Annotated in this window: 22 protein-coding genes; 18 read left to right on the forward strand and 4 right to left on the reverse strand. The window is 61.9% G+C overall.

The window, feature by feature from the left end; all coding sequences use genetic code 11:
- The first annotated feature begins 103 nt into the window (after positions 1 to 103).
- The 11 genes from ggt (at position 104) to ssb (ending at position 14,484) form a co-directional block, all read left to right on the forward strand.
- Entirely contained in the window at positions 104 to 1,900 is a 1,797-nt protein-coding gene (gene ggt, locus AC1DMY_RS15980) for a gamma-glutamyltransferase (protein WP_477165902.1), read from the forward strand.
- Positions 1,901 to 2,003: 103 nt separating this feature from the next.
- Positions 2,004 to 2,978 carry a DedA family protein/thiosulfate sulfurtransferase GlpE gene (locus AC1DMY_RS15985; protein WP_477165903.1) on the forward strand — a complete coding sequence of 325 codons (975 nt, stop codon included), beginning with the start codon at positions 2,004 to 2,006 and terminating at the stop codon, positions 2,976 to 2,978.
- A 377-nt stretch (positions 2,979 to 3,355) separates the two neighbouring features.
- The gene (gene kdpF / locus AC1DMY_RS15990; RefSeq protein WP_121882515.1) at positions 3,356 to 3,448 is read left to right on the forward strand and encodes a K(+)-transporting ATPase subunit F; all 93 of its coding nucleotides are present in this window, start codon (positions 3,356 to 3,358) and stop codon (positions 3,446 to 3,448) included.
- Positions 3,445 to 5,247: a potassium-transporting ATPase subunit KdpA gene (kdpA, locus tag AC1DMY_RS15995; protein ID WP_477165904.1), complete on the forward strand. Its 1,803-nt coding sequence runs from the start codon at positions 3,445 to 3,447 to the stop codon at positions 5,245 to 5,247. Before kdpF ends, kdpA begins: the two co-directional genes overlap by 4 nt.
- Positions 5,248 to 5,271: 24 nt before the next feature.
- Entirely contained in the window at positions 5,272 to 7,353 is a 2,082-nt protein-coding gene (gene kdpB / locus AC1DMY_RS16000) for a potassium-transporting ATPase subunit KdpB (protein WP_477165905.1), read from the forward strand.
- Positions 7,354 to 7,399: 46 nt separating this feature from the next.
- On the forward strand, positions 7,400 to 7,600 hold the full coding sequence (locus AC1DMY_RS16005; protein WP_441604380.1) for a hypothetical protein: 201 nt from the start codon (positions 7,400 to 7,402) through the stop codon (positions 7,598 to 7,600).
- A gap of 82 nt (positions 7,601 to 7,682) precedes the next feature.
- Positions 7,683 to 9,176 carry an outer membrane beta-barrel protein gene (locus AC1DMY_RS16010; RefSeq protein WP_477165906.1) on the forward strand — a complete coding sequence of 498 codons (1,494 nt, stop codon included), beginning with the start codon at positions 7,683 to 7,685 and terminating at the stop codon, positions 9,174 to 9,176.
- A 10-nt stretch (positions 9,177 to 9,186) separates the two neighbouring features.
- The gene (gene kdpC / locus AC1DMY_RS16015; protein WP_477165907.1) at positions 9,187 to 9,756 is read left to right on the forward strand and encodes a potassium-transporting ATPase subunit KdpC; all 570 of its coding nucleotides are present in this window, start codon (positions 9,187 to 9,189) and stop codon (positions 9,754 to 9,756) included.
- Between the two features lie 567 nt (positions 9,757 to 10,323).
- Complete coding sequence (locus tag AC1DMY_RS16020; protein ID WP_477165908.1) at positions 10,324 to 12,990, forward strand: ATP-binding protein; 2,667 nt, start codon at positions 10,324 to 10,326, stop codon at positions 12,988 to 12,990.
- Positions 12,987 to 13,679 carry a response regulator gene (locus tag AC1DMY_RS16025; protein WP_477165909.1) on the forward strand — a complete coding sequence of 231 codons (693 nt, stop codon included), beginning with the start codon at positions 12,987 to 12,989 and terminating at the stop codon, positions 13,677 to 13,679. The genes AC1DMY_RS16020 and AC1DMY_RS16025 overlap by 4 nt, the downstream gene beginning before the upstream one ends.
- 232 nt (positions 13,680 to 13,911) lie before the next feature.
- Positions 13,912 to 14,484, forward strand: a complete 573-nt coding sequence (gene ssb / locus AC1DMY_RS16030) for a single-stranded DNA-binding protein (RefSeq protein ID WP_477165910.1) — start codon at positions 13,912 to 13,914, stop codon at positions 14,482 to 14,484.
- Between the two features lie 307 nt (positions 14,485 to 14,791).
- Here ssb and AC1DMY_RS16035 read toward each other — a convergent pair whose 3' ends face one another.
- Positions 14,792 to 15,601, reverse strand: coding sequence for a hypothetical protein (locus tag AC1DMY_RS16035; RefSeq protein WP_477165911.1), 810 nt, complete (start codon positions 15,599 to 15,601; stop codon positions 14,792 to 14,794).
- A 42-nt stretch (positions 15,602 to 15,643) separates the two neighbouring features.
- On the opposite strand from AC1DMY_RS16035, the gene AC1DMY_RS16040 reads away from it, so the two are divergent.
- Positions 15,644 to 15,886, forward strand: coding sequence for a hypothetical protein (locus AC1DMY_RS16040; RefSeq protein WP_477165912.1), 243 nt, complete (start codon positions 15,644 to 15,646; stop codon positions 15,884 to 15,886).
- 311 nt (positions 15,887 to 16,197) lie between these two features.
- Here the strand turns inward: AC1DMY_RS16040 and AC1DMY_RS16045 are convergent, their stop codons facing one another.
- Positions 16,198 to 16,782 (reverse strand): TetR/AcrR family transcriptional regulator, encoded by a 585-nt coding sequence (locus AC1DMY_RS16045; protein ID WP_477165913.1) that lies wholly within the window; start codon positions 16,780 to 16,782, stop codon positions 16,198 to 16,200.
- Between the two features lie 161 nt (positions 16,783 to 16,943).
- Here AC1DMY_RS16045 and AC1DMY_RS16050 point away from each other — a divergent pair, with 161 nt between their 5' ends.
- Positions 16,944 to 17,906: an MBL fold metallo-hydrolase gene (locus AC1DMY_RS16050; RefSeq protein ID WP_477165914.1), complete on the forward strand. Its 963-nt coding sequence runs from the start codon at positions 16,944 to 16,946 to the stop codon at positions 17,904 to 17,906.
- A 128-nt stretch (positions 17,907 to 18,034) separates the two neighbouring features.
- Here the strand turns inward: AC1DMY_RS16050 and AC1DMY_RS16055 are convergent, their stop codons facing one another.
- Positions 18,035 to 18,859 carry a fumarylacetoacetate hydrolase family protein gene (locus tag AC1DMY_RS16055; protein ID WP_477165915.1) on the reverse strand — a complete coding sequence of 275 codons (825 nt, stop codon included), beginning with the start codon at positions 18,857 to 18,859 and terminating at the stop codon, positions 18,035 to 18,037.
- Between the two features lie 177 nt (positions 18,860 to 19,036).
- On the opposite strand from AC1DMY_RS16055, the gene cynR reads away from it, so the two are divergent.
- The 5 genes from cynR to AC1DMY_RS16080 all read left to right on the forward strand — a co-directional run bounded on the left by cynR (position 19,037) and on the right by AC1DMY_RS16080 (position 24,774).
- Positions 19,037 to 19,924, forward strand: coding sequence for a transcriptional regulator CynR (cynR, locus tag AC1DMY_RS16060; protein WP_477165916.1), 888 nt, complete (start codon positions 19,037 to 19,039; stop codon positions 19,922 to 19,924).
- 161 nt (positions 19,925 to 20,085) lie between these two features.
- Complete coding sequence (locus AC1DMY_RS16065; protein WP_477165917.1) at positions 20,086 to 20,637, forward strand: cytochrome b; 552 nt, start codon at positions 20,086 to 20,088, stop codon at positions 20,635 to 20,637.
- 629 nt (positions 20,638 to 21,266) lie between these two features.
- Entirely contained in the window at positions 21,267 to 21,692 is a 426-nt protein-coding gene (locus tag AC1DMY_RS16070; protein WP_477165918.1) for a GlcG/HbpS family heme-binding protein, read from the forward strand.
- A 12-nt stretch (positions 21,693 to 21,704) separates the two neighbouring features.
- Positions 21,705 to 22,547: an SDR family oxidoreductase gene (locus tag AC1DMY_RS16075; RefSeq protein WP_477165919.1), complete on the forward strand. Its 843-nt coding sequence runs from the start codon at positions 21,705 to 21,707 to the stop codon at positions 22,545 to 22,547.
- 124 nt (positions 22,548 to 22,671) lie between these two features.
- Entirely contained in the window at positions 22,672 to 24,774 is a 2,103-nt protein-coding gene (locus AC1DMY_RS16080; protein WP_477165920.1) for a catalase, read from the forward strand.
- A 9-nt stretch (positions 24,775 to 24,783) separates the two neighbouring features.
- On the opposite strand, the gene AC1DMY_RS16085 is transcribed toward AC1DMY_RS16080, so the two are convergent.
- Positions 24,784 to 25,332 carry a gluconokinase gene (locus AC1DMY_RS16085; protein WP_477165921.1) on the reverse strand — a complete coding sequence of 183 codons (549 nt, stop codon included), beginning with the start codon at positions 25,330 to 25,332 and terminating at the stop codon, positions 24,784 to 24,786.
- Positions 25,333 to 25,402: the final 70 nt, after the last annotated feature.

Genomic DNA, 25,402 nt, shown 5'->3' on the forward strand with positions numbered 1-25,402 from the left:
TTCCTTGGCATCGGATCGCCCGGCAGTGTATGACGTCAGGCTGACGTGACGGGGTGGGCGAGCTCGCCGCCGTCGCGCGATCTGTCCATCGACGAGGCCGCCCATGTCTGCACGCCCATCCCGCTTTTCGCGTCTTTACGCTGTCACGGCCCTGGCCGCGATCACGAGCTTTTACGTGGGTCACGCCGCGGCCGACGACATCAGTCGCGGCGACCGCTACTCGGGCAACACCTGGGCCTCGCGTTCGCCGGTGATCGCGCAGCACGGCATGGCCGCGACCGAGCAGCCGCTCGCCTCGCAGGTCGCCATCGACATCCTCAAGAAGGGCGGCAGCGCGGTGGATGCGGCGATTGCTGCCAATGCCGCGCTGGGCTTGATGGAGCCGGTGCTCAATGGCATCGGCGGCGACTGCTTCGTGATCGTGTGGGATCCGAAAACGCGCAAGCTCTACGGCTACAACGGCTCCGGCCCGTCGGCGAAAGGGCGCGACCTGGCCAAGATGCAGGCTGAGGTGAAGGCGGCGTATGCCAAGGCCGGCATGCCGGTGAAGGATCACATTCCTTCGGTGGGTTCGCTGCCGATCACGGTGCCGGGCACGGTGGATGCGTGGTTCGCGCTGCACGAGAAGTTCGGCAAGCTGCCCATCGCCGACGATCTGGCGCCCACCATCGCCTATGCGAAGGATGGTTTTCCGATCACCCAGCTGGTGGCCAAGTACTGGAAGGGCAACTTCGCCGCATTCGAGCGCGAGAAGGGTTTGATCGAGGAACTGGACAACGCACGCCACACGTATCTGATCGATGGGCACACACCCGCCGAAGGCGAAGTGTTTCGCAATCCCGATCTCGCGCGCACGCTTAGCATGATTGCCGAAGGCGGCCGCGACGCGTTCTACAAGGGCGCCATTGCCCACACCATGGACGCCTATTTCAAGCGCATAGGCGGCGACCTGCGTTACGACGATTTTGCGAGCTACCACGGCGAGTGGGTGACGCCGCAGTCGGTGAACTATCGTGGTGTCGACGTCTACGAACTGCCGCCGAACGGACAGGGTTTCGCGGCGCTGGAAATGCTGCAGATCCTCAAGGGTTTCGACCTGCGCAAGATGGGCGTGGGCAGCGCCGATGCCATCACCGCGATGCTGGAAGCCAAGCGCCTGGCCTATGAAGATCTCGCCAAGTTCTACGCCGATCCGAACTTCGTCAAGGTGCCGATGAAGGGTCTGATATCCGAAGCCTATGGCGAGCAGCGGCGCAAGGAGATCCATCTCGATCACGCGAACCCGTCGATCGGTCCCGGCGATCCGCGCCTGTTCAACGGCGACACCACCTATTTCACCACCGCGGACAAGGACGGCATGATGGTGTCGATCATCCAGTCCAATTATCGCGGCATGGGCTCGGGCCTGGTGGCCGACGGGCTGGGCTTCATGTTCCAGGATCGCGGCGAGCTGTATTCGCTCAAGCCCAAAGCCGCCAACGTGTACGCCGCGGGCAAGCGGCCGTTCCACACCATCATCCCCGGCTTTGCCATGAAAGATGGCGAGCCGTGGCTGGCGTTCGGCGTGATGGGCGGCGATATGCAGCCCCAGGCGCACGTGCAGGTGCTGACCAATATCATCGACTTCGGCATGAACGTGCAGGACGCCGGCGATGCCGCGCGCTGGCGCCATTACGGCAACGCCGAGCCCACCGGCGAGCCTTCGCAGGGCATCGGCAAGGTCGAGATGGAATCGGGTTTCGATGCCAATGTGAAGGCCGAATTGACGCGACGCGGCTACACCATCGAACCGGGCACGGGCAATTTCGGTGGCTACGAGGCCATCCTGTTCGACGCCAAGCAGCGGGTGTACTGGGGCGCCACCGAAATGCGCAAGGATGGCGAGGTCGTCGGCTACTGAGGTTGCGCTCGGGTCAGCCCGGTCAGCTGAAAAATCGATTGTTTTTACGAGCGCCGGCCCCAATGATGGAGGGGCCGCAAGATGTCATCGGTCGAGGTTAGTCATGGCCCACCACATCATCGAGCTCATCGCCCAGTACGGGCTGCTGCTGGTATTCGTCAACGTGCTCATCGAGCAGGCGGGCGTGCCGTTGCCGGCCGTGCCGACCATGATCGTGGCCGGCGCTTTGGCATCGACCGAGCGCCTGCCGCTGGCCGGCGTGGTCGCCGTGGCGGTGCTGGCCTGCCTGCTGGCCGACTACGCCTGGTACGCGGCTGGCCGCTATTTCGGCGGCGGCGTGATGCGCACGCTCTGCCGGATCTCGCTGTCGCCCGACTCCTGCGTAAAGCAATCGGAGCTGCGTTTCCAGCGCTGGCGCGGCGGTGTGCTGCTGCTCGCCAAGTTCGTGCCGGGCCTCTCCACCGTGGCCCCGCCGCTGGTCGGTGCGATGGGTCTGCGGACGGCACCGTTCGTGTTCTTCGATGGCCTGGGGTCGCTGCTCTGGGTGGGTGTGGCGGTGAGCCTGGGCTATGTGTTCTCGACCCAGATCGATGAGCTGCTGGTCACCCTGGCCAATGCAGGCAGCGTGGCGCTGATGCTGATCGGCAGCCTGCTGGTGCTCTACATCATCATGAAATGGTGGCAGCGCCACCGCCTGATCCGCGCCTTGCGCATGGCGCGCATCACCGTGCAGGAACTCAACGACCAACTCAACAAAGGCGGCAATCCGGCCATTGTGGACGTGCGTTCGGAAGCGGCGCGCATGCTCGATTCGCGCATCATCCCCGGCGCCCTGCTGGCCGATGTGAACAGCGTCGACATCATCGTCAATGCCGTGCCGCTCGATGCGGAACTGGTGATCTACTGTACGTGTCCGAACGAGGCTTCGGCCGCGCTGGTGGCCAAGGCCTTGATGTCGCGCGGGTATAAACGGGTGCGCCCGTTGCTGGGCGGGCTCGATGCGTGGGATGAGGCTGGGTACCCGGTGAATCGCGCGCCGGCGGCGAATGACGCCACCGTGATTTCACACGCAGTTTGAGCTAAGCCCCTGTGGGAGCGCACCCTGTGCGCGACGGCCGACCGTAGGGCGGCCCGCTGGGCCGCGTTCGCGCACAGGGTGCGCTCCCACAAGGGGTTTGCCAGGCCCCAAGGGCAAATTTTTACGGTTTCTATACGCGGTGGGGTGAATTCGCTACCCCTTTCTTATGCGCCGCTTCCGACAATTTGCACCGTTAACCAAGACGGTGAGTCGGACTTCGATGGACGCCCTTTGTCTGCTTTTTTCGATCGTGCTGTTTGCGGCGGCGCTCGGCTTTCTGCTGATCTGCGACCGCCTCGGCCGCCGTCCCTGATCGCCGGTCGTCGCCGCTGGCGACGACGTCATTGGCGCGCGCTTTTCCTGCGGGAGATCCACCTATGAACGCTTTCTACCTCGTGGCTGCCGTGATTGCGGTGGCCTTGACGGGCTACCTGTGCGTGGCTCTGCTCAAGCCGGAGTGGTTCGAATGACCACCTTCGATTTCTTCCAGGTTGTGCTTTTCCTGGCCGTGCTGCTTGTGCTGATCAAGCCCGTCGGCGCGTACATGGCCCTGGCGTTTGCCGATACGCCCAACGGCGTCAATCGCGTGGGCGGCAAGCTGGAGCGTTTGCTCTATCGCCTCGCCGGCGTGCGCAGCGATGAGCAGATGGGCTGGCGCCGTTACGCCATCGCCATGCTGGTGTTCAACATGCTCGGCCTGTTTGCGGTGTACGCACTGCAGCGCATGCAGCAGTGGTTGCCGCTCAATCCGCAGCATTTCGATGCGCTGTCGCCGGACCTGGCGATGAATACCGCGATCAGCTTCGCCAGCAATACCAACTGGCAGGCCTACGGCGGCGAAAGCGCCATGAGCTACCTGACCCAGATGCTGGGCCTGGCGGTGCAGAACTTCCTCTCCGCGGCCACCGGCATCGCGGTGTTGCTGGCGGTGGTTCGTGGCTTTACGCGTCGCAGCGCCGACAGCGTGGGCAACTTCTGGGTCGACATGACCCGCACCACGCTTTACGTGTTGGTGCCGTTCTCGCTGGTCATTGCGCTGCTGCTGTCTTCGCAGGGTGTGGTGCAGAACTTCAAAGCCTACGTCGACGTGCCGCTCATGCAGAACACGACGGCAGTGGAAACGGTAAAGGATGCCGCCGGCAATACGGTTAAGGATGCGGCCGGCAAGGACATGACCAAGTCCACCACGGTCACCACGCAGACCCTGCCGATGGGTCCGGCTGCCTCGCAGATCGCGATCAAGCAGTTGGGCACCAATGGCGGCGGCTTCTTCAATGCGAACTCCGCGCATCCGTATGAGAACCCGACGCCTTTCAGCAACTTCATCGAGATGCTGGCGATCTTTTTGATTCCGGGCGGTCTTTGCTACACCTTTGGCAGCATGGTCGGCGATCGCCGCCAGGGCTGGGCGATCCTCGCCACCATGCTGCTTATTTTTGTCCCGCTCTGCTTTGGCGCCATCGCCGCAGAACAGGCCGGCAACCCTGCGCTGCACGGACTGGCCGTGGATCAGCAAGCCTCCGCTTTCCAGGCGGGCGGCAATATGGAAGGCAAGGAAACGCGCTTCGGCATCGCTGCCAGCGGCCTGTTCGCCACGATCACCACGGCAGCCTCGTGCGGCGCAGTGAATGCCATGCACGACTCGCTCACCCCGCTGGGTGGCCTGGTGCCGATGTGGCTGATGCAGCTGGGTGAAGTGATCTTCGGCGGTGTCGGTTCGGGTCTTTACGGCATGCTCGCGTTCGCCGTGGTCGCGGTCTTCATTGCCGGCCTCATGGTGGGTCGCACGCCGGAATACCTCGGCAAGAAGATCGAAGCGCACGAAATGAAGATGGCCAGCCTCGCCGTGCTGGTGCCTTGCGCCCTGGTGGTGATCTGCACGGCCATCGCGGTGATGACGCCAGCCGGCGTGGCCGGTGTGTCCAATCCGGGTGCGCACGGTTTCAGCGAAGTGCTGTACGCCGTGTCGTCGGCGGCGAACAACAATGGCAGCGCGTTCGGTGGGCTCTCAGCCAACACGCCGTTCTGGAATGTGCTGCTGGGCGTGTGCATGTATCTGTCGCGCTTCCTGCTCGCCATCGCCATGCTCGCCATGGCCGGCTCGCTCGCTGCCAAGCGCCACGTGCCGCCCTCGGCCGGCACGCTGCCCACGCATACGCCGCTGTTCGTCACCTTGCTTGCCTGTGTCGTGGTGGTGGTGGGTGCGCTCACCTTCCTGCCTGCGCTTGCGCTTGGTCCGATCGCTGAATTCCTGATGTCGGTGCGCTGATCAGCGCCCAAAGGAAGCAAATCCATGACAACGACTCATACCCCTGTCCACGGCGTTCGCAGCTTCGATCGCGATCTGATCCTCAAGGCGATCGCCGATTCGTTCCGCAAACTTTCGCCGAAGCAACAGTTCCGCAACCCGGTGATGTTCGTGGTGTTCGTGTGCAGCGTGCTGACCACCTTGCTGTGGGTGCAGGCGCTGACCGGCCACGGCGAAGCGCCGACCGGCTTCATCTTCTGGGTGACCATCTGGTTGTGGTTCACGCTGTTGTTCGCGAACTTCGCCGAGGCCCTGGCCGAAGGTCGTGGCAAGGCGCAGGCCGCTGCGCTGCGCGGCTCGCGCAAGGACGTGGTGGCCAAGCGTCTGTCCGCGCCTTATAAGGACGCGCCGATCACCTATACGCCGTCGACCGAATTGCGCGTGGGTCACCACGTGCTGGTGGAAGCGGGCGAGCAGATGCCTGGCGATGGCGAGGTGGTCGTCGGCGCGGCAAGCGTCGACGAAAGCGCCATCACGGGTGAATCCGCGCCGGTGATCCGTGAGTCCGGCGGCGATCGCAGCGCCGTCACCGGTGGCACGCGGGTGCTGTCCGACTGGCTGGTGGTGCGCATCACCAGCAACCCGGGTGAGAGCTTCCTCGATCGCATGATCGCGATGGTGGAAGGCGCCTCGCGTCGCAAGACGCCGAACGAGATTGCGCTCACCATCCTGTTGGCCAAGTTCACGCTGATCTTCCTGCTCGCCTGCGCCACGCTGCTGCCGTATTCGATCTACAGCGTGCAGGCGGCCGGTGCGGGCAATCCCATCACGCTCACCGTGCTGGTGGCGCTGCTGGTGTGCCTGATTCCGACCACGATCGGTGCGCTGCTGTCGGCCATCGGCATTGCGGGCATGGATCGCATGATCCGCGCCAACGTCATCGCCACCTCGGGCCGCGCGGTGGAAGCAGCTGGCGATGTGGATGTGCTGCTGCTCGACAAGACCGGCACGATCACGCTCGGCAATCGCCAGGCGGTGGCCTTCCTGCCGGCACCGGGTGTCGACGAACACACGCTCGCCGACGCTGCTCAGCTGGCTTCGCTGGCCGACGAAACGCCGGAAGGCCGTAGCGTGGTGGTGTTGGCGAAGGAGCGCTTTGGCATCCGTGAGCGCCAGCTGGAAGAAGGTCACGCCGAGTTCGTGCCGTTCACCGCGCAGACCCGCATGAGCGGCGTCAATCTCGGCGAGCGCCAGATCCGCAAGGGCGCGCTGGACGCCGTGGAGCGCTACCTCGAATCCAATGGCAGCCACCTGCCGCCGCTGGTCAAGCGCATGGCCGAGGACATTGCCCGTCGTGGCGCCACGCCGCTGATCGTCACCGAAGCCGCCATGGCGCTGGGTGTGATCGAGCTGAAGGACATCGTGAAGGGCGGTATCCGCGAGCGTTTCGCCGAGATGCGTCGCATGGGCATCAAGACGATCATGATCACCGGCGACAATCCGTTGACTGCCGCCGCCATTGCTGCGGAAGCAGGTGTGGATGATTTCCTCGCCGAAGCCACGCCGGAAGCCAAGCTCAAGCTCATCCGCAAGATCCAGGCCGAAAACCGCCTGGTGGCGATGTGCGGCGACGGTACCAACGACGCCCCGGCGCTCGCCCAGGCTGACGTGGCGGTGGCGATGAATACCGGTACGCAGGCGGCCAAAGAAGCCGGCAACATGGTGGATCTCGATTCCAATCCCACCAAACTGATCGAAGTGGTGGAGATCGGCAAGCAGATGCTGATAACGCGCGGCTCGCTGACCACGTTCTCGATCGCCAACGACGTGGCCAAGTACTTCGCCATCATCCCAGCGGCGTTTGCGACGACCTATCCGGCGCTCAACACGCTTAACGTGATGAAGCTCGCCACGCCGCAGAGCGCGATTCTTTCGGCGGTGATCTTCAATGCGCTGATCATCATTTTTCTCATTCCATTGGCGCTTAAAGGCGTGAAATACCGTGCGTTGGGCGCCGGTGCGCTGCTGCGCCGCAATCTGCTGGTCTACGGCCTTGGCGGCATCGTGGTGCCTTTCATCGGCATCAAGTTGATCGACATGTTGCTTGTGCTTTGCGGTCTTGCCTAAGCCCTCTCATTACTCACGCACTACTGGAATCTCCGGAGTCTTTGCCATGCAAGTACTCAAGCTTTCCGTTTCGCTGCCCGACGACACCCACCCAGACATGGAGCTCCGTCTCTCATCAGACGACTCCGCCTGCGATGTGGTGATCGCACTGCCGGTGCAGGGTCGCCCGCGCGTCCAGACGCGCGACACCCAGGCTCCGAACAGCGAGCAAGACGAATACGTGCTCGGCGGTTACGCCGGCATTTGATGCAAGGCCGCGGAACAGCGGTCCCACCCTCTCTACCCACAGAAAAAGGACGGCTCGCCCCGAGCCGGTTTCAGGAACACCCATGATGTCCAAGAAGCTTCTTTCGTTTGCATTGTTGTTGGCGCTTGCCCCCGCGGGCGAAGCGGCCGCTGCGGCGGCGCCGGTTGCGGGCACCGACGTGATGCCGGCGGCAGGTCTCGATGACGGCTCGGCCGGTGCGCCGGCGGCTGCCAACGACGACTGCTCGCAGGGTTTCTTCTCCCGACTCGGCGCGGCCTATCGCGCAGATGCCCAGCCTGCCGACCCGAATGCGCCGGCCGCACCGCGTCGCGCGATGGATGCGCCGCTGGACTCCCCGCCGTTCCCCAATGGCGAATGGCAGCTCGGCGGCGTGGCTGCACCGATTGGCGTGCCCGTGGCCTATGGCCAGTATCCACTGCAGAAAGCGCTGTCGTGCACCAAGCTTGGCAACTGGATGAAGCGCAACCGCATCGAAGTCAACGGCTGGATCAATCCGTCCGCCAATGTGAGCTCGTCCAGCTTCACCAACTATCCGCTGTCGTATGCGACGCGTCCCAATCGCGTGGAATTCGACCAGTTCGTGTTCAACATCACCCGTGTCGAAGACACCGTCCAGACCGACCACGTGGATTGGGGTTTCAACATTTCCACGCTGTATGGCTACGACTATCACTACACGGTGACCAAGGGCGTCTTCAGCAACCAGCTGCTGAACCATCCCAATTCGAACGGTCCGCTGCCGGGCAAGGTCTATGGCATCGACCCGATGCTGTTCTACTACGACCTGTACATTCCGACGGTGGCCGAAGGCATGGTCGTGCGTATCGGTCGTTACCTGTCGCTGCCTGACATCGAGGCGCAGTTCTCGCCGCAGAACTACCTGGTCACGCATTCGATCCTGTACACGGTCGATCCGTATACCCAGACCGGCATCATGACCACGACCAAGCTCAACCAGCAGTGGACCGTGCAGCTGGGCATCAACGCCAGCAACGACACCGCGCCGTGGAACCGTTCCGCACGCCCCGCACTGCAGGCCTGCGTACGCTGGGTGTCGAAAGACAATAACGACATGCTCTACCCCTGCGTCAACAACTGGAACACCTCCGACTACAACTACAACAACGTGCAGATGTACGTGATGACCTGGGGCCATCGCTTCAGCCAGAGCGTGCACATGCAGACCGAGGCGTACTACATGTACGGCCGCAATATCTCGGGCTTCGGTCCGGACGGCGAGCCGGGCGTCGTTGCCTCGTCGCCGTACCCGGGCAAGGCGGGCGAATACGGCGTGGTGAACTACCTCAACTTCGAATTGAACTCGAACAACATGATTTCGTTCCGCAACGAGTTCTACAACGACCAGAAGGGCCAGCGCACCGGTTACGCCACCAAGTACAGCAGCCACACGCTGGGCCTGACGCATTGGGTGTCGCCGGATCTGGAGATCCGTCCGGAGATCCGCTACGAGCACTCGTACGACGTGAATGCGTACAACGCCGGCAAGAAGAACTACCAGGCAGTCGCCATCGTCGACACCATCCTTCACTACTGAGGTAAAGACCATGGGCAAGCTGATTCGCAGCGCCATCGTGATGCTGCTCCTGATGACCGTGATCACCGGCGTGGCCTACCCGCTGGTGGTCACCGGTGTGGCCCAGGTGCTGTTCCCGTCGCAGGCGAACGGCAGCCTGATCGCCAAGGACGGCAAGCCTATCGGCTCCATGCTGATCGGCCAGTCGTTCGACGACCCCAAGTATTTCTGGGGTCGTCCTTCGGCCACCTCGCCGCAACCCAACAACGCGTTGTCGTCGTCGGGCTCGAACCTGGGGCCGACGAATCCGGCGCTGACGGATGCCGTGAAGCAGCGCATCGAAGCGTTGCGTGCGGCGGATCCGGCCAATACGGCGGCGGTGCCGGTGGATCTGGTGACGGCGTCGGGCAGTGGTCTTGATCCGGAGATTTCGCCGGCGGCTGCGGCTTACCAGGTGCCGCGGGTGGCGAAGGTGCGTGGCTTGAGCACGTCACAGGTGCAGGCGATGGTGGCGATGGCGACTACCGGGCGGCAGTTTGGGATGTTGGGGGAGCCGCGGGTCAATGTGTTGAAGTTGAATTTGGCTTTGGATGGGCGGTGAGTCCTCACTTCTCCCTCTCCCCGTTGGGGAGAGGGTTTGGGCATCGCCACCCTTACGGTGGTGAGGCGCGGGTGCTCGCGAAAGCCTTCCTGCTCGTCATTCCTGCGAAAGCAGGAATCCAGTGACTTTGCGCTTCGATTGTCGCGTTGCCGCCAGCGTGCCGCCTACGCGGCGGGCGTTTCGATCGGCTGCCGCCGCTCGAGTCACTTTTCTTTTGCTGGCCCAAAAGAAAAGTAACCCAAAGAAAATGGCCTGAAGAGCTGGCAGCATTACGCGTGGATAAGCCCGAACGCTTGAGGTGGGTCGTTGCTTGGCAACCTCCGCCGCTACATAGCCGGTAGTTCAAAGCGCTTCGCAACGCGCCGTGGCGTTGAGGACTTAAAGCGGAGCTCGCTTCGCATCGCGTAGGCCTGTTCGCGGTGCACATCACTTCTGCCCCTCCCCTGCACGGAGAGGGTTGGGGTGAGGGGCGGGTGCTCGCGTAAGTGCAACCTATTCTTAGCTTGTGCACTATCCGCCCCGAACCCCAAGTCCTACCCTTATCCCACCCCATTCCCAACGACACCCATGTCCGAACCCACTCGCGAAGCACGTGCCGATGCCCTGCTGGATGCCATGCAGGAAGAGCGCACGCGTCGCCTGAAGATTTTCCTCGGTGCGGCGCCGGGTGTAGGCAAGACTTACGCGATGTTGTCCGCGGCACGAGAGCTCAAGCGCCAGGGCATCGATGTCGTGATTGGTCTGGTGGAGACGCATGGGCGGCAGGAAACGGCCGCGCTGCTGGACGGGCTTGAGCAGCTGCCGCGCCGCAAGGTGAACTACAAGGGGCGGGACTTCACCGAGTTCGATCTCGATGCGGCGCTCGCGCGACGCCCCGACATCATCCTAGTCGACGAACTCGCGCACACCAACTTGCCGGGTGGGCGCCATGAGCGTCGATGGCAGGATATTGCCGAGCTGCTCGAAGCGGGCATCGAGGTGTATTCCGCGCTCAACGTGCAGCACCTGGAGAGTCTCAACGACCAGGTGCGGCGCATCACCAATGTCACCGTGCGCGAAACGGTGCCCGATGCCTTTCTCGATCGTGCACGCGACATCGTGCTCGTCGACTTGCCGCCGCGTGAGCTGATCCAGCGCCTGAAGCAAGGCAAGGTCTATGTGCCCGAGACCGCGGCGGCGGCGCTCGATGCATTCTTCTCGCCGACCAACCTCGTTGCGCTGCGCGAGCTGGCCGTCGATACCGTCGCCGGTCATGTGGATAGCGACTTGCGCGAGCACATGCTCGCGCGCGGCGGTGCCATGCCGGTGCGTCGCCGCGTGCTTGCTGCCATCGATGGCCATTCGCAGAGCGAATATCTTGTGCGTATCGCTTGCCGCATAGCCGAACGGCGTGGCGCACCGTGGAGCGTGGCCTTCGTCGATACCGGTGTGACACTCGACAAGGCACGCAGCGAGCGACTGGATGCGGCCATGGGCCTCGCGCGCCGTCTCGGCGGCGATACCGTGGTGTTGCGCGGCCACGCCATCGCGGATGAGCTCATCGCCCATGCCGATCGCGAAGGCATTGGCCAGATCATCCTTGGGCGCACGCGTGAACGCCCGCTTGCGCGCATGCTCGGCCGTTCGCTGACCCAGCTGCTGTTGCGTCGTGGCGCGCATCTGGAACTGACCATCATCGCCACGCCGGCGGAGCGGGCGAAGTCGCGTCTGCGTCTGCGCATGCCGGGAGGGTCCGGGCGTCGCGGCGAATATATCTATGCGACGCTCGCCACGCTGGTGGCCTTCGGTTTGTCGTTCATCGCCGACCGTTACCTGTCCGTCGCGAACCTCTCACTGATTTTCCTTACCGCCGTGCTGGTAGTGGCCGTGAGAACGCGCATGGCGGTGGCCGTCTATACGGCGCTGTTGTGCTTCATCGGCTACAACTTTTTCTTTGCGCCGCCACGCTACACCTTGATGATCGCCAACTTCGACGATGTGCTGGCGGTCAGCCTGTTCCTCGTTGCCGCCTTGGTCGCGAGCCGATTGGCGACCAAGCTGGCCAGCCAGGTCGAGTCCCTGCGCACGGCTCATGCGCAGGCGCGGGCCTTGCTCGCGTTGGGACAGCGGCTTTCCACCAGTACGGATGCCGAAGGTATCCGTCGCGTGGGCGCCTCCGCATTGGCACATGTGATGCGTTGCGAGGTAGCCGTGTTGGCGCGCGACGCGAGCCAGGTGTTGCGCGTGGTGGCGTCGTCGCCGCGTGATTTCGACCTGACCTCGCAGGATCTGGGGGCTGCCGAATGGAGCGAAAAGCATTCGGAGCAAGCCGGCCGTTTCACCGACACGCTCAACGCGGCGCCTTGCTGGGTGTTGCCGCTGGGCAACGACGACAATCATCTCGGCGTCGCCGCGCTGCGCCTCCCTGCGGGGCAGGGCGAACCGTCCACCGACGAACGCAGCCTCGCCCTGACCATGGTGCAGGACATCGGTCAGGCGCTGCAGCGCGCACGGTTGGCCGAGGAATTGGAAGGTGCGCGTGTGCAGGGCGAAACCGAGCGTTTGCGAAATGCGCTGCTTTCGTCCGTCTCGCACGACCTGCGTTCGCCGCTTGCCTCGATGATTGGTTCTGCCGGCACGCTGTCGAGCTACGGCGACCAATTGCCGCCCAGTGAGCGCCAGGAATTGCTGGAGGCCATTCTTGGCGAAGGGCAGCGGCTGGATCGCTACATCCAGAACCTGCTCGACATGACCAAGCTGGGGCACGGCACGCTCAAGCTCAATCGCGACTGGACCGATGCCGCCGAAATCGTTGCGGCGGCTACCACGCGTCTGCGCAAACTGTTTCCCGACCTCAAGGTCGACATCGAACTGCCGCCGCAGACCTTGCTGCTCTACGTGCATCCGGCGTTGATTGAGCAAGCCTTGTTCAACATCCTGGAGAATGCCGCGCGCTTCTCACCGCCGGGCCAGGCCGTGCGTGTGGTCGTGCGTCCCAAGGGCGAGCAGATCCAGATCGATGTGATCGACCGCGGGCCTGGCATCCCTGAAGACGAGCGTGCGCGCATCTTCGACATGTTCTACTCGGTGTCGCGCGGCGATCGCGCGCCGCAGGGCACCGGCCTGGGCCTGGCCATCTGCCGCGGCATGATCGGCGCCCACGGCGGCAGCGTCGAGGCCTTGCCGGGCGACGGTATTGGCACCACCATTCGCATCACCTTGCCGCTGCCGGCGCCGCCGACCAACCACGTATGACCTCTGCCGCACGTGTCCTGGTCATCGACGACGAGGCACAGATCCGCAAATTCCTCGACATCGGCCTGCGCGCCGAGGGCTACGAGGTATTGCTCGCGGCGAATGCGGCGGAAGGCCTGGCGCTGGCCGCGACGCGCTCGCCCGATCTGGTGATACTCGACATCGGCTTGCCGGACCGCGAGGGGCATGAAGTGCTCGCCGAGTTGCGCCAATGGACGCACGTGCCCGTCATCATGCTTTCCGTTCGCGATTCGGAAAACGAAAAGGTAAAAGCGCTCGACGCCGGCGCCAACGACTATGTGACCAAGCCATTCGGCATCCAGGAGTTGATGGCGCGACTCCGCGCCCTGCTGCGTACCCGTCAGGGTGAGCCCGAAGCGATGCAGCGCTACGACGACGGCCAGCTCGTCATCGACCTCGGACGCCGCGAAGTGTGGCTGGAGGGCGCGCAGCTCTCGCTGACGCGCAAGGAATACGCCGTGCTCGCGCTACTGCTGCGCCACGCCGGCCGAGTGGTGACTCAGCAGCAGCTGTTGCGCGAGATCTGGGGCGCCACCCATACCCACGACAGCCACTATCTGCGCATCGTTGTGGGCAAGTTGCGCCAAAAGCTGGGTGACGACCCGACCACGCCCCGTTGGCTCAAGACCGAGCCGGGGGTGGGTTACCGCTTTATCAGCGGCGCCTGAGCCGCCGGATTGGGTGTCGCAGCCCGTGAGAGTGTTTAGTGGTCTGATTCCCGGACGTTTTTTCGTCCACCCCGCACATCGGGGCAGGGCGAAGGCTGGCTCTATTCACGGTTCCCCGGCGCAGGTCAATCCTGTCTTCCGCGCCCGGGGCACGGTTATGATGGCCGCCGGACCAACATCCCGGTGCTGACTGCCCAAGAACGCAGCGCCGGCTCACAGAGGAAACCCATCCATGGCACGTGGCATCAATAAAGTCATCATCGTCGGCAACCTCGGCGCCGATCCGGAAACCCGCTACACCGGCAATGGCACGGCCATTACCAGCATCCGCATCGCGACCTCCGAGAACTGGACCGACAAGCAGAGCGGCGAAAAGCAGGAACGCACCGAGTGGCATCGCGTCAAGCTGTTCGGCCGCCTCGCTGAAATTGCCGGCGAATACCTGAAGAAGGGTCGCCAGGTGTATATCGAAGGCTCGCTGCGCACCGACAAGTACACCGACAAGGACGGCGTCGAGCGCTTCAGCACCGACATCATCGCCGCAGAAATGCAGATGCTCGGCGGCGGTACGGAAGGCGGCGCGGCCGGCAGCGGCGGCGGCAACTTCCAGCGCGCCCAGGGTGGCGGCGGTGGCGGTGGCGGCCAGCAGCGCCAGGGCGGCGGCAACTACGGTGGCGGCCAGGCCCGCGGCGGCGACAACTTCGGCGGCGCCCCGCGCGGTGGCGACAACTTCGGCAACCAGCAGCGCCAGTCGGCCCCGCCGGCACAGAACAACAGCTTTGATGATGACGATATTCCGTTCTGATTTTCATCAGCGACAACATCGTTGCGTAATTTCGAAAAGCCCATGGTCGCCATGGGCTTTTTGTTTGTGCGTGGTGGTTGCCGAGGCAGATGTCTGGCCTCGCATGGATGATGCCGTACGGCGCGTGCCCATCGGTCGGCTTGGATCACCGAGGAAATGGGCTCTGCCCCCTATCTCGCGGGCCCCAGCAGGGCGCCGCCGACTAGATGCGAGACACGTCAGGCCCCAACGTTCGGTTGGGGTAGCTCACCCGCTGCCTGCTTCACTCAGCTGTAACCGGAACGAGTTGCATACCCATGCTCTGTTATCAGAGCCTGATGTGAATTCCGGGTGCCGTCATCGTAATGGCGATGATGCATATGACGGCAAAAATCACCCAGAACCAGCTGAAACGAATAGGCTCAATCTCTGCGGTCTGGCTGGCTCCCTTGGACAGGATGGCGGATAAAGGCCAAGCGGCCATTCCAAGGAGCGTCGTCGGAATGGTCGATGTAATCAGAAGACCGGTGTCGTGCATTCTTAGGCCAACCAGAATGTATACGACACTCACGAAAAAATAAGCCGGCATCGTTAATCTATAAGCATTTCCCGAGAATTTCGGAAGCGTGGCGGCTGCCCATCTGACGGTAAGAATGCACGCTACTATGCTGAAGGCCAGTTCGAATACACGAAGTAAGTCTCGATAAATTGCATCATGTATTTGATAGAAAAAAGCAAAATCACCGACGCCGAATATCGCTGAATATCCAGGGTATACAACACCGGCAAACATATTTGCGACGGCGCAGGTCCACAAGAAATAAGCCAGCGCACCGGAGCAACGCTCTTTCGATATCTTCAGGAAATAGGCCCCAAGCGCGAGGGCGATAACAACATCAACAAACGATCCGGCGACAGATATGATGTCTGTTGCAAATGTCTCTCCGCCAAAATAATGCGAAACATGATCGATATTGTCTATTGACGTCGAATTCAAAAAGAATTCTCTGTGACCGAACAAGAACATGGTGACGCCATGCCCTAGAACCTCATGGGGCATGATATAGAAATAAAATGAAATCAAGCTAACACAAAGCATCACAATAATATTATTGCGGTCTAATCTTGGATTGCCCATGGTGTTCTTTATGCGCTCTGGCTGATGGCTGTTGGTGGCACCTTGCGCGATTCAATCATTGCGCGGGCTGTTGCCAAGGTAATTAAATACGACGAAAACTTAGGCATCAAATTCATTGACCATCAACTTCTTGATCGTGAAAACGCGGGCCGCGTAGATGCCAATGAGGCCCGCAGCAAAGTGCAGGTCGCGTTGCGCAACGCCCTAAGCTGGATTAGTTCCGTGGGGAAGGCCGCCGGTTGCCCATTGAGGCATGGGATGCTCAGTCGATGTTCATTTTATTGATTCGTTATCCAAGGCGAAGGCGGCGAATTCAGAATTGAGTACGACGTTTCCTCCGTACCTCCATCGCTAGCGGAGTGAATAGGCGAGGTCGTGACGTTGCAGGCAATCAAGCAGGGACCGATCGGCCCACGGAACCACTCTGATGAGTTCTTTTTCGAGGGAAACACTCTTTTGGTGGACTTTGCGCTTGGGCATCTCTGTATTCGGACGAATGCCGCCACGAATATGAGTCCAGCAATGGCTATAGGTGCAGGATCGCCTTAGGTCCGTTTTTGACCCACAGCGGACTTGATCGGACGAGTACATCCGGCTTAAGCAAGGTCAAGCAAACCAAGGGCCTGCCTTTGCACCGATTTGAGAGTGTCCTCGGCGACACTGGCTTTACGAAACACCGCGCTGCCCATAGTCAATGTCATCAGCGTGGCCGCTTGAGCACGTGCCAGAGGCCGCCGGGTGCCGTGTTGCGTGATGAGTTCTTCGAGCAGTGCGCACATACGCTGGATATGCGCGCGCCCGAGCTCAGCCAGCTCGGGGTCGCTGGGGGCCAGCTCCACGATGGCATTCACACAAAAGCAGCCGCGATCATCGGGCTGGGTGTCCACCAGGGCCTTTACCACGGCGCGCAGAGTGGCGTTGGTATCTTCTTGTTCATCCGCCAGCGCTTTCATGTCGGCGTAGAACGCATCGGCATAGCGCCGATAGGCATGCAGGAGGAGCTCGCGCTTTGAGCCAAACGCCGCGTAAAAACTTGATCGGCTGAGTTGGGTTGCCTCGGTGAGGTCATCCAGCGACGTGGCTTCGTAGCCTTTGCGCCAGAACACGTCCAGGGCGTCGCCTAGGGCCACCTGTTGATCGAACGATCGAGGTCGGCCGGCGCGGGATAGGGTTTTTGGCATGACGTCATCACCTTGACAGCGTGTGGCTGCATTGTGGACCATTCAGTCCAGAATGTGAAACCTCGATTTCTTCCCCGCCTCGCCGGGGCAACGCCGCGAGGTACCAACGTTGCTATCCTGCAAACAATAAGGTCACGATAATGAAATCTTCGGGTATGTTGATGCGTGCCGGCCTTGCAATGGCCGTGATCCTTGGCTTGGGCGCTGTGGCAGCGCCAGTGCAGCAGGCTCAAGCGGCGGCGCCGCAGATCAAGAAGTCCGGTGCTGCGTACTACCGTTTCATGCTTGGCAAGTTCGAAATCACCGCGCTCTCCGATGGCACGACGGCGTTGCCCGTCGACCAGTTGCTGACACAGACCACGCCTGAGCAGGTGAAGAAGGCTCTAGCGGCGAACTACATCAGCATGCCTTACGAGATGAACTTCAACGCGTTTCTGATCAATACCGGCGACAAGCTCGTACTGATCGATACCGGCGCAGGCGCAATGTTTGGTCCTAACCTGGGCAAGATGGTCGATGCGCTGAAGGCTTCCGGTTACACGCCCGAGCAGGTGGATGAGATCTACATCACTCACATGCATCCGGATCACATTGGCGGCTTGGTGTCCAACGGCAAGGCCGTGTTCCCCAACGCGCTCGTGCGCGCCGACAAACGCGAAGGCGATTTTTGGCTGAGCCAAGCCAACCTGGATAAGGCCGGAAAAGATGACAAGGGCTTCTTCCAAGGTGCCCAGGCCGCACTCAAGCCGTATGTCGACTCCGGCAGGTACAAGCCGTTCGATGGCGCTGCGGAGCTGTTGCCTGGCATCAAGTCCGTGCCGCTACCCGGTCACACACCTGGACACGCGGGTTACATGATCGAGAGCGAAGGCCAGAAGCTGCTGGCCTGGGGTGACGTGGTCCACGTGGGCGCGGTGCAATTTGCTCAACCCACAGTCACGATTCATTTCGATGCGGACAACAAGTCTGCCGAGGCAGCCCGTCTGAAGCTGTTGGCCGACGCCGCCAAGCAAGGGTACTGGATCGCCGGCGCCCACTTGTCGTTCCCCGGCGTAGGCCACATCCGCGCTACCGGCACCAATAGCTATACCTGGATTCCGGCCAGCTATACGGCTATCCACTAAGCGCGGGTAGCACGAGCAGTCCGGGGCTGCTAGCTGCGGCCCCGGACTGCAACAAAGTGGTGATTCGATCGCGTGAGCGTGTCTCACCCCGATGGTTGGTTCGCAACGTGCCGGCACATCGCGAACGCTCAGCGGCGAATCTCGTGACGCTGCGCACCCAGATGCGCGATACCGCATTCAAGTACATCGGCCACCTGCATGAAGCGGTTCTTGCCAAAACCGACGCCGGGAGGCGTGCCGGTTGCAATCAGGTCGCCGGGCAGCAGGGTCATATGGGTCGAGAAATAGGCCAGCAGGTCGTTGATCGAGAAAAGCATGTCGCTGGTGTTTCCCTGTTGCTCATAGTTGCCGTTGAGCTTGGTCCACACATCGAGCGTCATGCCATCGATGCCGGTGGTCAGGTACGGACCCACGGGCGAGTAACCGGGGCGCGACTTGGCGCGTACCAAATGCTGCTGGCCTTGCTGGTCGACCTGGGTATCGCGATCGGAAACGTCGTTGATGCACACGAAACCGAAGATATAGCCAGGTGCGTCCTCGGCCGTGACATCGGTCGCTTCGCGCCCGATCACGATCGCCAGTTCCACCTCCCAATCAAGCTTCACGTTGGGATTGGGGCCGCGCGAGATCGGATCATTCGGGCCGGACAACGAACTGATGGCCTTCATGAAGACTTCCGGTTCGGTCGGCGGCGTCATCTTGAACTCTTCGATGTGCTTCCGGTAATTGAAGCCCGTAGCGGCAACCTGGCGGATATCCGCAATGGGCGAGAGGAAGCTGAAGTCACCCTTGACGGGAGAGAGGCCGGCGGTATCGACCGCGTTCAATACGCCGCTGGCGATGGCATCGGCGGTGATGTCGGGCAGGATCGGGCGAAGATCCAGGTGCTTGCCATCCTTCAGGATGACGGGGACGACGCCGTTGCTGGTGAGGACTCGCGCAAACTGTTGCATGGTCAAATCTCCGCTGATCGGGGGCTACGTTCCGCGTGGCGGACGTGAGCGAGGCTAAGAATGGCTCGGGATTGGCAGGCGATGTACCGCTGTGCCCGCCTGGTGAAAAAGTTACGGCGTCGAGCTATAACTGTCCAAGACCGATTTCTTAGGGAAGCCATAAGCTGAAGGTTATAAGTGACCGTCCTCCGTCATGTCCGCTATCTCAAAGCCGTTGTCGAGCATGGGAGTTTCACCCGCGCGGCCCAGGCGCTGCATGTTTCGCAGCCGGCGCTGTCGCAACAGATCAAGGAGCTGGAGGAGCGCCTGGGTGCGCAACTGCTCGATCGTTCCGGCCGCAAGGTCCGTGCTACGGATCTGGGGATGATCTACCTTCAACATGCGGGTCGCGCCTTGGATGAGTTGGATCAGGCGGCACGTGCGGTTCGTGATGTCGAAGATCTTTCCACGGGAAGCGTGCGACTGGGCGTGACGCCCAGTGTCGCCAGCTATTTCATCGGGCCCGCGCTTCAGCGCTTCCGCAAACACTACCCCGGTATAACGCTGACGGTCCGGGTTTCGTCACAGGAAGTCATCGAGCCGGCACTTCGGGACGATGAGCTGGATCTGGGCATAGGCTTCGGCGATCTCCCCGGGGAAGACATCGAGGCGATGCCGCTGCACGAGGAGCGTCCCATGTTGATCGTCGGCAAAGGGCATAGGGACGCGCGCAAGGCGGTGGTAACGGCCAAGGAGTTGGCACAGATGCCCTTGGCCATTCTGGACACATCGTTTTCGACGCGCAGGCTGGCTGACGAGTATTTCCATGCGAAGCATCTTCGGCCGACCATCGTCGTCGAGGCAAACTCGATCGAGGCTCTGATGGAGATCGTTCGCCACAATGACTTGGCAACGATCCTGCCGGCCAATGTGGTCCGCCCCGGACTCGCGGCGATAAAGCTGCAGCCCGCCCTGGGAGCGCGTCGTGCGGCTCTGCTACGCCGCCGTAGTGGCTATTGTTCCGCGGCGACGCGTGCCTTCATTGCCGTCGCGCAGGAATTCGCCGAAGGATTTCTTGGGAAGTAGGGCGGATTGAGGCGGCGTGTCCTTAGGTACCCGATCCCATCAGGGACACGCTCAGCCGCGCTTGCGGCTGATGGAATAAATCGGGCCGCAGCCTGGTTATGTGGATAGCGCCAGGCATCGAAGGGCTTGGCGCTCAGCCCATCCAACAAGGTCCTACGCTCATGCTGGTTCCCGTATCTGCCGCCGCGCGCTACACACAAACCGCCAAAATTCTGCATTGGCTGGTGGCCCTGTTCATCCTGACCAACCTCGCCATCGGTCTGCGGATGGAGCGTTTCCCTGGCTACTCCCATAAGTCGCCGGAGTGGAACAGCATCTTGTTCTGGCATGGATCGATCGGCGCCGTGGTGCTATGGCTGGCCGTTGCGCGGATCATCTGGCGACTGGGTCACCGACCGCCGCCGCTGCCCGGCAGCATCCCGCCCTGGCAGGTGTGGATAGCGCATAGCGTCCATGGGCTGCTCTATCTGGCCATGCTGGTGCTCCCGCTCGCCGGCTACGCGCATCGCGTCGCGGGAAATCATCCGGTCAGTTTTTTCGGTCTATGGAACTGGCCTGATCTTTTCGCCCCTAGCGAGTCGCTGCGCGTTCTGTTCGGGACCATCCACGTCGATCTCGCTCTGGCACTCGGCGGCCTTCTGATTCTTCATCTCGGCGCCGTACTGAAGCATCTGCTCATCAACCGCGACGGCGTAGCCAAGCGGATGTTGTGATCGGTCGCAGGGGCAACTCACCTGCTGCGGCTTTAGCGCACACGACATTGATAGGAGGGGTGGAGGCATGCGCTACCGAAATATTCCAGGACTGCATGACGTCGCCACGCTGAAGTTGCTCCGCGGCCGCCTGATTTGGGACGTCCGACCGATGCGCACGCACTGGGCGAAACCACTCGCGATAGCTCTTGGTAGATCCAGTGTTGACGTCTTCTTAGTGATATCCGGATTTATCATCTATCACGTCACAGGTCGATCGGCTGCGCACGCGGCCATCGTGGGCCACGCCTGGGCGTCCTATGAGTTCGCCAGGAGGCGGATCGGGCGGCTCAGGTGCCACGTTCCGAAGAGATCGCCGCCTCGGATTCTCCTGGCGGGCCCAGATGATCCATCGCGTGTGCCCGGTCGACTTGCTCACACGAGCCAGGTGGGTCGTTGCCACGCAGAAGACTTCTGACCAGTGGCGGTGATCGCCTGGAGCCACAACCCCGGATTGAATCCACGATCTTCCGCCTGCCGGTTCCATGAAGTACTTCCGCGTTCGCGCTGTATCCCTTTAACGCACCGAGCTTGGCGACTTGCTCGCCACGTGCGGTGCCTGACCCAGTGGCAATTCAAAGGAGCAGATCATGATCACGATCAAGTCACTCGGCCTTGCCGACGCGAATCTCGTTATCCAGGCTGGCATCGACCACGCCAACAAGATCGGTTCGCCCAGCACGATCGCTGTAGTGGACGCGGGCGGGACTGTCGTTGCGCAAGCCAGGATGGATGGGGCTTCGCTGTCGAGCGTCGTACTGGCATACGACAAGGCGTATACCAGCCTTTCCTGTCGGCTGGCCACGAGCGAGATCACCAAGATCGCGCAACCGGGAGGCGATTTCTACGGCATCGCCAACGGCCTGGGCGGTCGCGCCATTATTTTCCCCGGTGGCATGCCGATCAAGCTCGATGACCAGGTGGTTGGCGCCGTCGGCGCCAGTGGAGGCAACGGCGCCCAGGACGAAGAAGTGGCGCGTGCGGCGGCGGCCGGCTTTCCCGGCAAGTCATCCTGACGGGAGACGGCAATGACCACAGTAATGATCACTGGAGCGGGTAGCGGCCTCAACAATGGGGCCGCGTTTGAACTCGCCGCACGCGGTTACGATGTGATCGCCTGCGTGGAAATCTATCCGCAGGTTCGGGCGCTCGAACTGCAGGCGCAGGAACGTGGCGTCCATCTTCGCATCGAGAAGCTTGATGTCACCCAGGAGGGTGATCGTCGACGTGCGATGTCATGGAAGGTCGACGTGCTGGTCAATGGCGCTGGCATCATCGAGGGTGGCGCTATCGTCGACATCCCTGGCGCGAACATGCGTCGGCAGTTCGAGGTCAATGTCATCGGCCCCGTTCTGCTGACACAAGGGATTGCCCGGAACATGATCAAGCGACGGAGCGGCAAGATCATCTTCATGTCGTCCGTCGTCGGGATCCTGTCCGGCCCCTTCGTCGGCATGTATGGCGCATCGAAGCACGCACTTGAAGCGATCGCGGAAACCATGGCCATGGAACTGCAGGAATTTGGCGTCCAGGTCGCGGTGATCAACCCGGGACCGTATCTCACGGGCTTCAACGACGCCGGCTTCCTGGCGCCCGCCGACTGGGACGACGACCCGTCCACGCGCGTATTCGACTATGCGAAGCTCTCCTTTCCCTTCGAGCAGTTCGAGCCGTCGTTGGCGTTCAAGAGTATTGCGGATGTCATCACGGGCGAGTCGGTGCTCTTCCGCAACGTCGTGGCACCCGAACTCTCCGAAGGTGTGCGTGAGCAGTCCTTGCAGGTCTGGACGCGCAGGGCGACGGACGGTCTAGGTAAACGATCCGAACTTGTTCAGAAGTCCTATGACATGAAGCCGGAGACCAGGGTGTGAAGCCATGGTGATTGGCTACAAGTAACTGTTGAACCTCGAACGCAAGTACGACAGTGGGTTCACGTCTTAACGCAGACCATGCTGACCTTCATTCGCTGAGCCGCGCTCTGCGGGAGGTGTCACCATGGCTACCAAAAAGGCCTTGCCCAAGCCGGACAAGGGAGGCAAGCCGCCCGTGGCGAAGACGGCTGAGCGAGGTTCAGGCGACGAACTGCATGAGCGATCTGCCGGCAACCATCCGGCATTGACCACGAATCAAGGTATCCCCGTCTCGGACAATCAGAATTCGCTGCGCGCGTCCCCTCGCGGGCCGACGCTATTGGAAGACTTTGTTCTGCGCGAGAAGATCACCCACTTCGATCACGAACGTATCCCGGAACGGATCGTCCACGCCCGTGGCAGTGCTGCGCACGGCTATTTCGAATTGACGAAGTCGCTTGCGCGCTACTCCAAGGCGAGGATTCTCACCGAAGTCGGAGTCAAAACGCCGGTGTTCACGCGGTTTTCCACGGTGGCCGGGGGAGCAGGTTCCGTCGATACGCCACGCGACGTGCGTGGCTTTGCGGTGAAGTTCTATACCAAGGAAGGCAACTGGGATCTGGTGGGCAACAATATCCCGGTCTTTTTCATTCAGGATGCGATCAAGTTTCCGGACCTCGTTCATGCGGTGAAGATGGAGCCCGATCGTGCGTTTCCTCAGGCGGGGTCCGCCCACGACACGTTCTGGGATTTCATCTCACTGATGCCCGAAGCGATGCACATGATCATGTGGGCGATGAGCGACCGCGCCATCCCTCGCTCGCTGCGCATGATCGAAGGCTTTGGCGTTCACAGTTTCCGACTGGTTGACGCCAAAGGCGCATCGACGTTCGTGAAGTTTCATTGGCGGCCCAAGCTCGGTATTCAGTCGACGGTGTGGGACGAGGCCGTGAAGCTGCAGGCCGCCGACAATGATTTCCATCGGCGCGATTTGTTCGAGGCCATCGAATGCGGCAACTATCCGGAGTGGGATCTGGCCGTGCAGCTGTTCACCGAGGAGGAAGCCGACGCGCTTGCGTTCGACCATCTCGACCCCACCAAGCTGATACCCGAGGAGCTGGTGCCGCTTACCGTGATCGGTCGCATGGTGCTGGATCGCTGGCCGGACAATTTCTTCGCCGAGACCGAACAGGTCGCCTTTTGCCCGGCGAACGTGCCTCCGGGTATCGATTTCTCCAACGATCCGTTGCTGCAGGGTCGACTGTTTTCTTATCTGGATACACAGCTATCGCGACTGGGCTCGCCCAACTTCAACCAGATTCCGATCAACGCGCCGAAGTGTCCGTACGCGAATATGCAGCGCGACGGCCATATGCAAATGCAAGTGCCCAAGGGGCGCGTCAATTACGAACCCAGTTCACTGCAGGACGATACGCCGCGGGAGACTCGCGAGGGCTTCGCCAGCGCGGTGGTCAGCGGAGATGACGGCATCAAAGGTCGCATCCGCGCCGAAAGCTTTGCAGATCATTACAGCCAGCCACGGCTGTTCTTTCGCAGTCAGACCAAGCCGGAGCAGGCGCACATCGCTTCGGCGATCACCTTTGAGCTATCCAAGGTGGGTACGCCTCGCGTACGCGAGGCGATCGTGGGTCACTTGCGCCATATCGACCCGGATCTGGCGCAACGCGTGGCCAACGGACTGGGCTTGGCGGCGCTCCCGCCCGCGCCGCCCGCGCAGGTGCAGCCAATCGACATGCCACCGTCGCCCGCCTTGCAAATCATTGGCAAGATGAAGGACACGCTGAAGGGTCGTGCGGTGGGCATTCTGGTCGATGATGGATCGGATGCCAGTGTGGTCCGCGCGCTGCGCAAGGCTGTCGTGGATGCGGGCGCCACGGCGAAGCTGGTGGCGCCGCGCCTCGGCGTTACGTTGAGCGACGGCAAGCCCGTCAACGCCGATGGACAACTTGCCGGAACTCCATCCACGGTGTTCGACGCCGTGGCCATCGTGCTGTCCCAGGAGGCCGGTAAAAACCTCGCCAAGGTCGGCGCCGCGGTGGACTTTGGCCGCGATGCGTTTGGCCATCTCAAGGCCATTGCAGCGGATGCGGGCGGTCAGTTGGTACTCAAGGCCGGCAACGTGGGGAAGGATGCCGGCGTGGTCGATGCGGCCGACCTCAAGTCCTTCATCAAGGCCGCCAAGACACGGCAATGGGATCGCGAACCCAAGCTTCGCCTACTCGCCTGAAACAGCGCGTCAATGATCGCGTTCGCTACCGGTTTGCGTCAGCGCGTTGCTTGCTTTCCACCACTGCTGCGCCCGATCGGCGATGAGCTGCAGCGGCTCCGCGCCGTTCACGCTCAAGACTCGCGGCTCGTCCGTCGGCGGCTCCAGATCGCGGAACTGGCTCTCGACTAGCGTCGCGGGCATGAAATGGTTGGAGCGCAGGCTGACGCGCTGGAGGGCGACTTCTGGTGACACGTCGAGAAAGACAAAGCCGAGGTCGGAAGCGCCAGTGCGCAGCGTGTCGCGATAGTGGCGCTTGAGTGCCGAGCAGGCGAGCACGGCGATGGACCCAGTGGCTACGACGCTTGCGAGCTCCATGGCCAGCTGCTCCAGCCAGCCCTGGCGGTCGGCGTCGTTGAGCGCGGTGCCGGCCCTCATCTTTTGCACATTCTGTTCGGGATGGTAGGCATCGCCTTCGATCATGCGTGCGCCGATGCGTTCGCTGAAAGCCTCGGCAACGCTGCTCTTGCCGCAACCGGACACGCCCATGACGACGATCGCGCGCATCGGGTTCTGCATGCATGGCATCCTGTGATTGAGTGGCAGCCCTCACGGGCTTTCGGTCTTCCCGAGGATACTGTGACAGGCG

The sequence above is a fragment of the Dyella sp. 01L423 genome (assembly GCF_056399945.1).

Excerpts from the sequence above, each read along its gene's own strand:
- AC1DMY_RS16050 (WP_477165914.1), top strand. The coding sequence starts at position 16,944 with ATGCGTGCCGGCCTTGCAATGGCCGTGATCCTTGGCTTGGGCGCTGTG.
- AC1DMY_RS16070 (WP_477165918.1), top strand. The coding sequence starts at position 21,267 with ATGATCACGATCAAGTCACTCGGCCTTGCCGACGCGAATCTCGTTATC.
- ssb (WP_477165910.1), top strand. The coding sequence starts at position 13,912 with ATGGCACGTGGCATCAATAAAGTCATCATCGTCGGCAACCTCGGCGCC.
- AC1DMY_RS16035 (WP_477165911.1), bottom strand. The coding sequence starts at position 15,601 with ATGGGCAATCCAAGATTAGACCGCAATAATATTATTGTGATGCTTTGT.
- AC1DMY_RS16005 (WP_441604380.1), top strand. The coding sequence starts at position 7,400 with ATGCAAGTACTCAAGCTTTCCGTTTCGCTGCCCGACGACACCCACCCA.
- ggt (WP_477165902.1), top strand. The coding sequence starts at position 104 with ATGTCTGCACGCCCATCCCGCTTTTCGCGTCTTTACGCTGTCACGGCC.
- AC1DMY_RS16020 (WP_477165908.1), top strand. The coding sequence starts at position 10,324 with ATGTCCGAACCCACTCGCGAAGCACGTGCCGATGCCCTGCTGGATGCC.
- AC1DMY_RS16085 (WP_477165921.1), bottom strand. The coding sequence starts at position 25,332 with ATGCAGAACCCGATGCGCGCGATCGTCGTCATGGGCGTGTCCGGTTGC.
- kdpB (WP_477165905.1), top strand. The coding sequence starts at position 5,272 with ATGACAACGACTCATACCCCTGTCCACGGCGTTCGCAGCTTCGATCGC.
- kdpA (WP_477165904.1), top strand. The coding sequence starts at position 3,445 with ATGACCACCTTCGATTTCTTCCAGGTTGTGCTTTTCCTGGCCGTGCTG.
- kdpC (WP_477165907.1), top strand. The coding sequence starts at position 9,187 with ATGGGCAAGCTGATTCGCAGCGCCATCGTGATGCTGCTCCTGATGACC.
- AC1DMY_RS16045 (WP_477165913.1), bottom strand. The coding sequence starts at position 16,782 with ATGCCAAAAACCCTATCCCGCGCCGGCCGACCTCGATCGTTCGATCAA.
- AC1DMY_RS16055 (WP_477165915.1), bottom strand. The coding sequence starts at position 18,859 with ATGCAACAGTTTGCGCGAGTCCTCACCAGCAACGGCGTCGTCCCCGTC.
- AC1DMY_RS15985 (WP_477165903.1), top strand. The coding sequence starts at position 2,004 with ATGGCCCACCACATCATCGAGCTCATCGCCCAGTACGGGCTGCTGCTG.
- kdpF (WP_121882515.1), top strand. The coding sequence starts at position 3,356 with ATGAACGCTTTCTACCTCGTGGCTGCCGTGATTGCGGTGGCCTTGACG.
- AC1DMY_RS16065 (WP_477165917.1), top strand. The coding sequence starts at position 20,086 with ATGCTGGTTCCCGTATCTGCCGCCGCGCGCTACACACAAACCGCCAAA.
- AC1DMY_RS16080 (WP_477165920.1), top strand. The coding sequence starts at position 22,672 with ATGGCTACCAAAAAGGCCTTGCCCAAGCCGGACAAGGGAGGCAAGCCG.
- AC1DMY_RS16075 (WP_477165919.1), top strand. The coding sequence starts at position 21,705 with ATGACCACAGTAATGATCACTGGAGCGGGTAGCGGCCTCAACAATGGG.
- AC1DMY_RS16010 (WP_477165906.1), top strand. The coding sequence starts at position 7,683 with ATGATGTCCAAGAAGCTTCTTTCGTTTGCATTGTTGTTGGCGCTTGCC.
- AC1DMY_RS16025 (WP_477165909.1), top strand. The coding sequence starts at position 12,987 with ATGACCTCTGCCGCACGTGTCCTGGTCATCGACGACGAGGCACAGATC.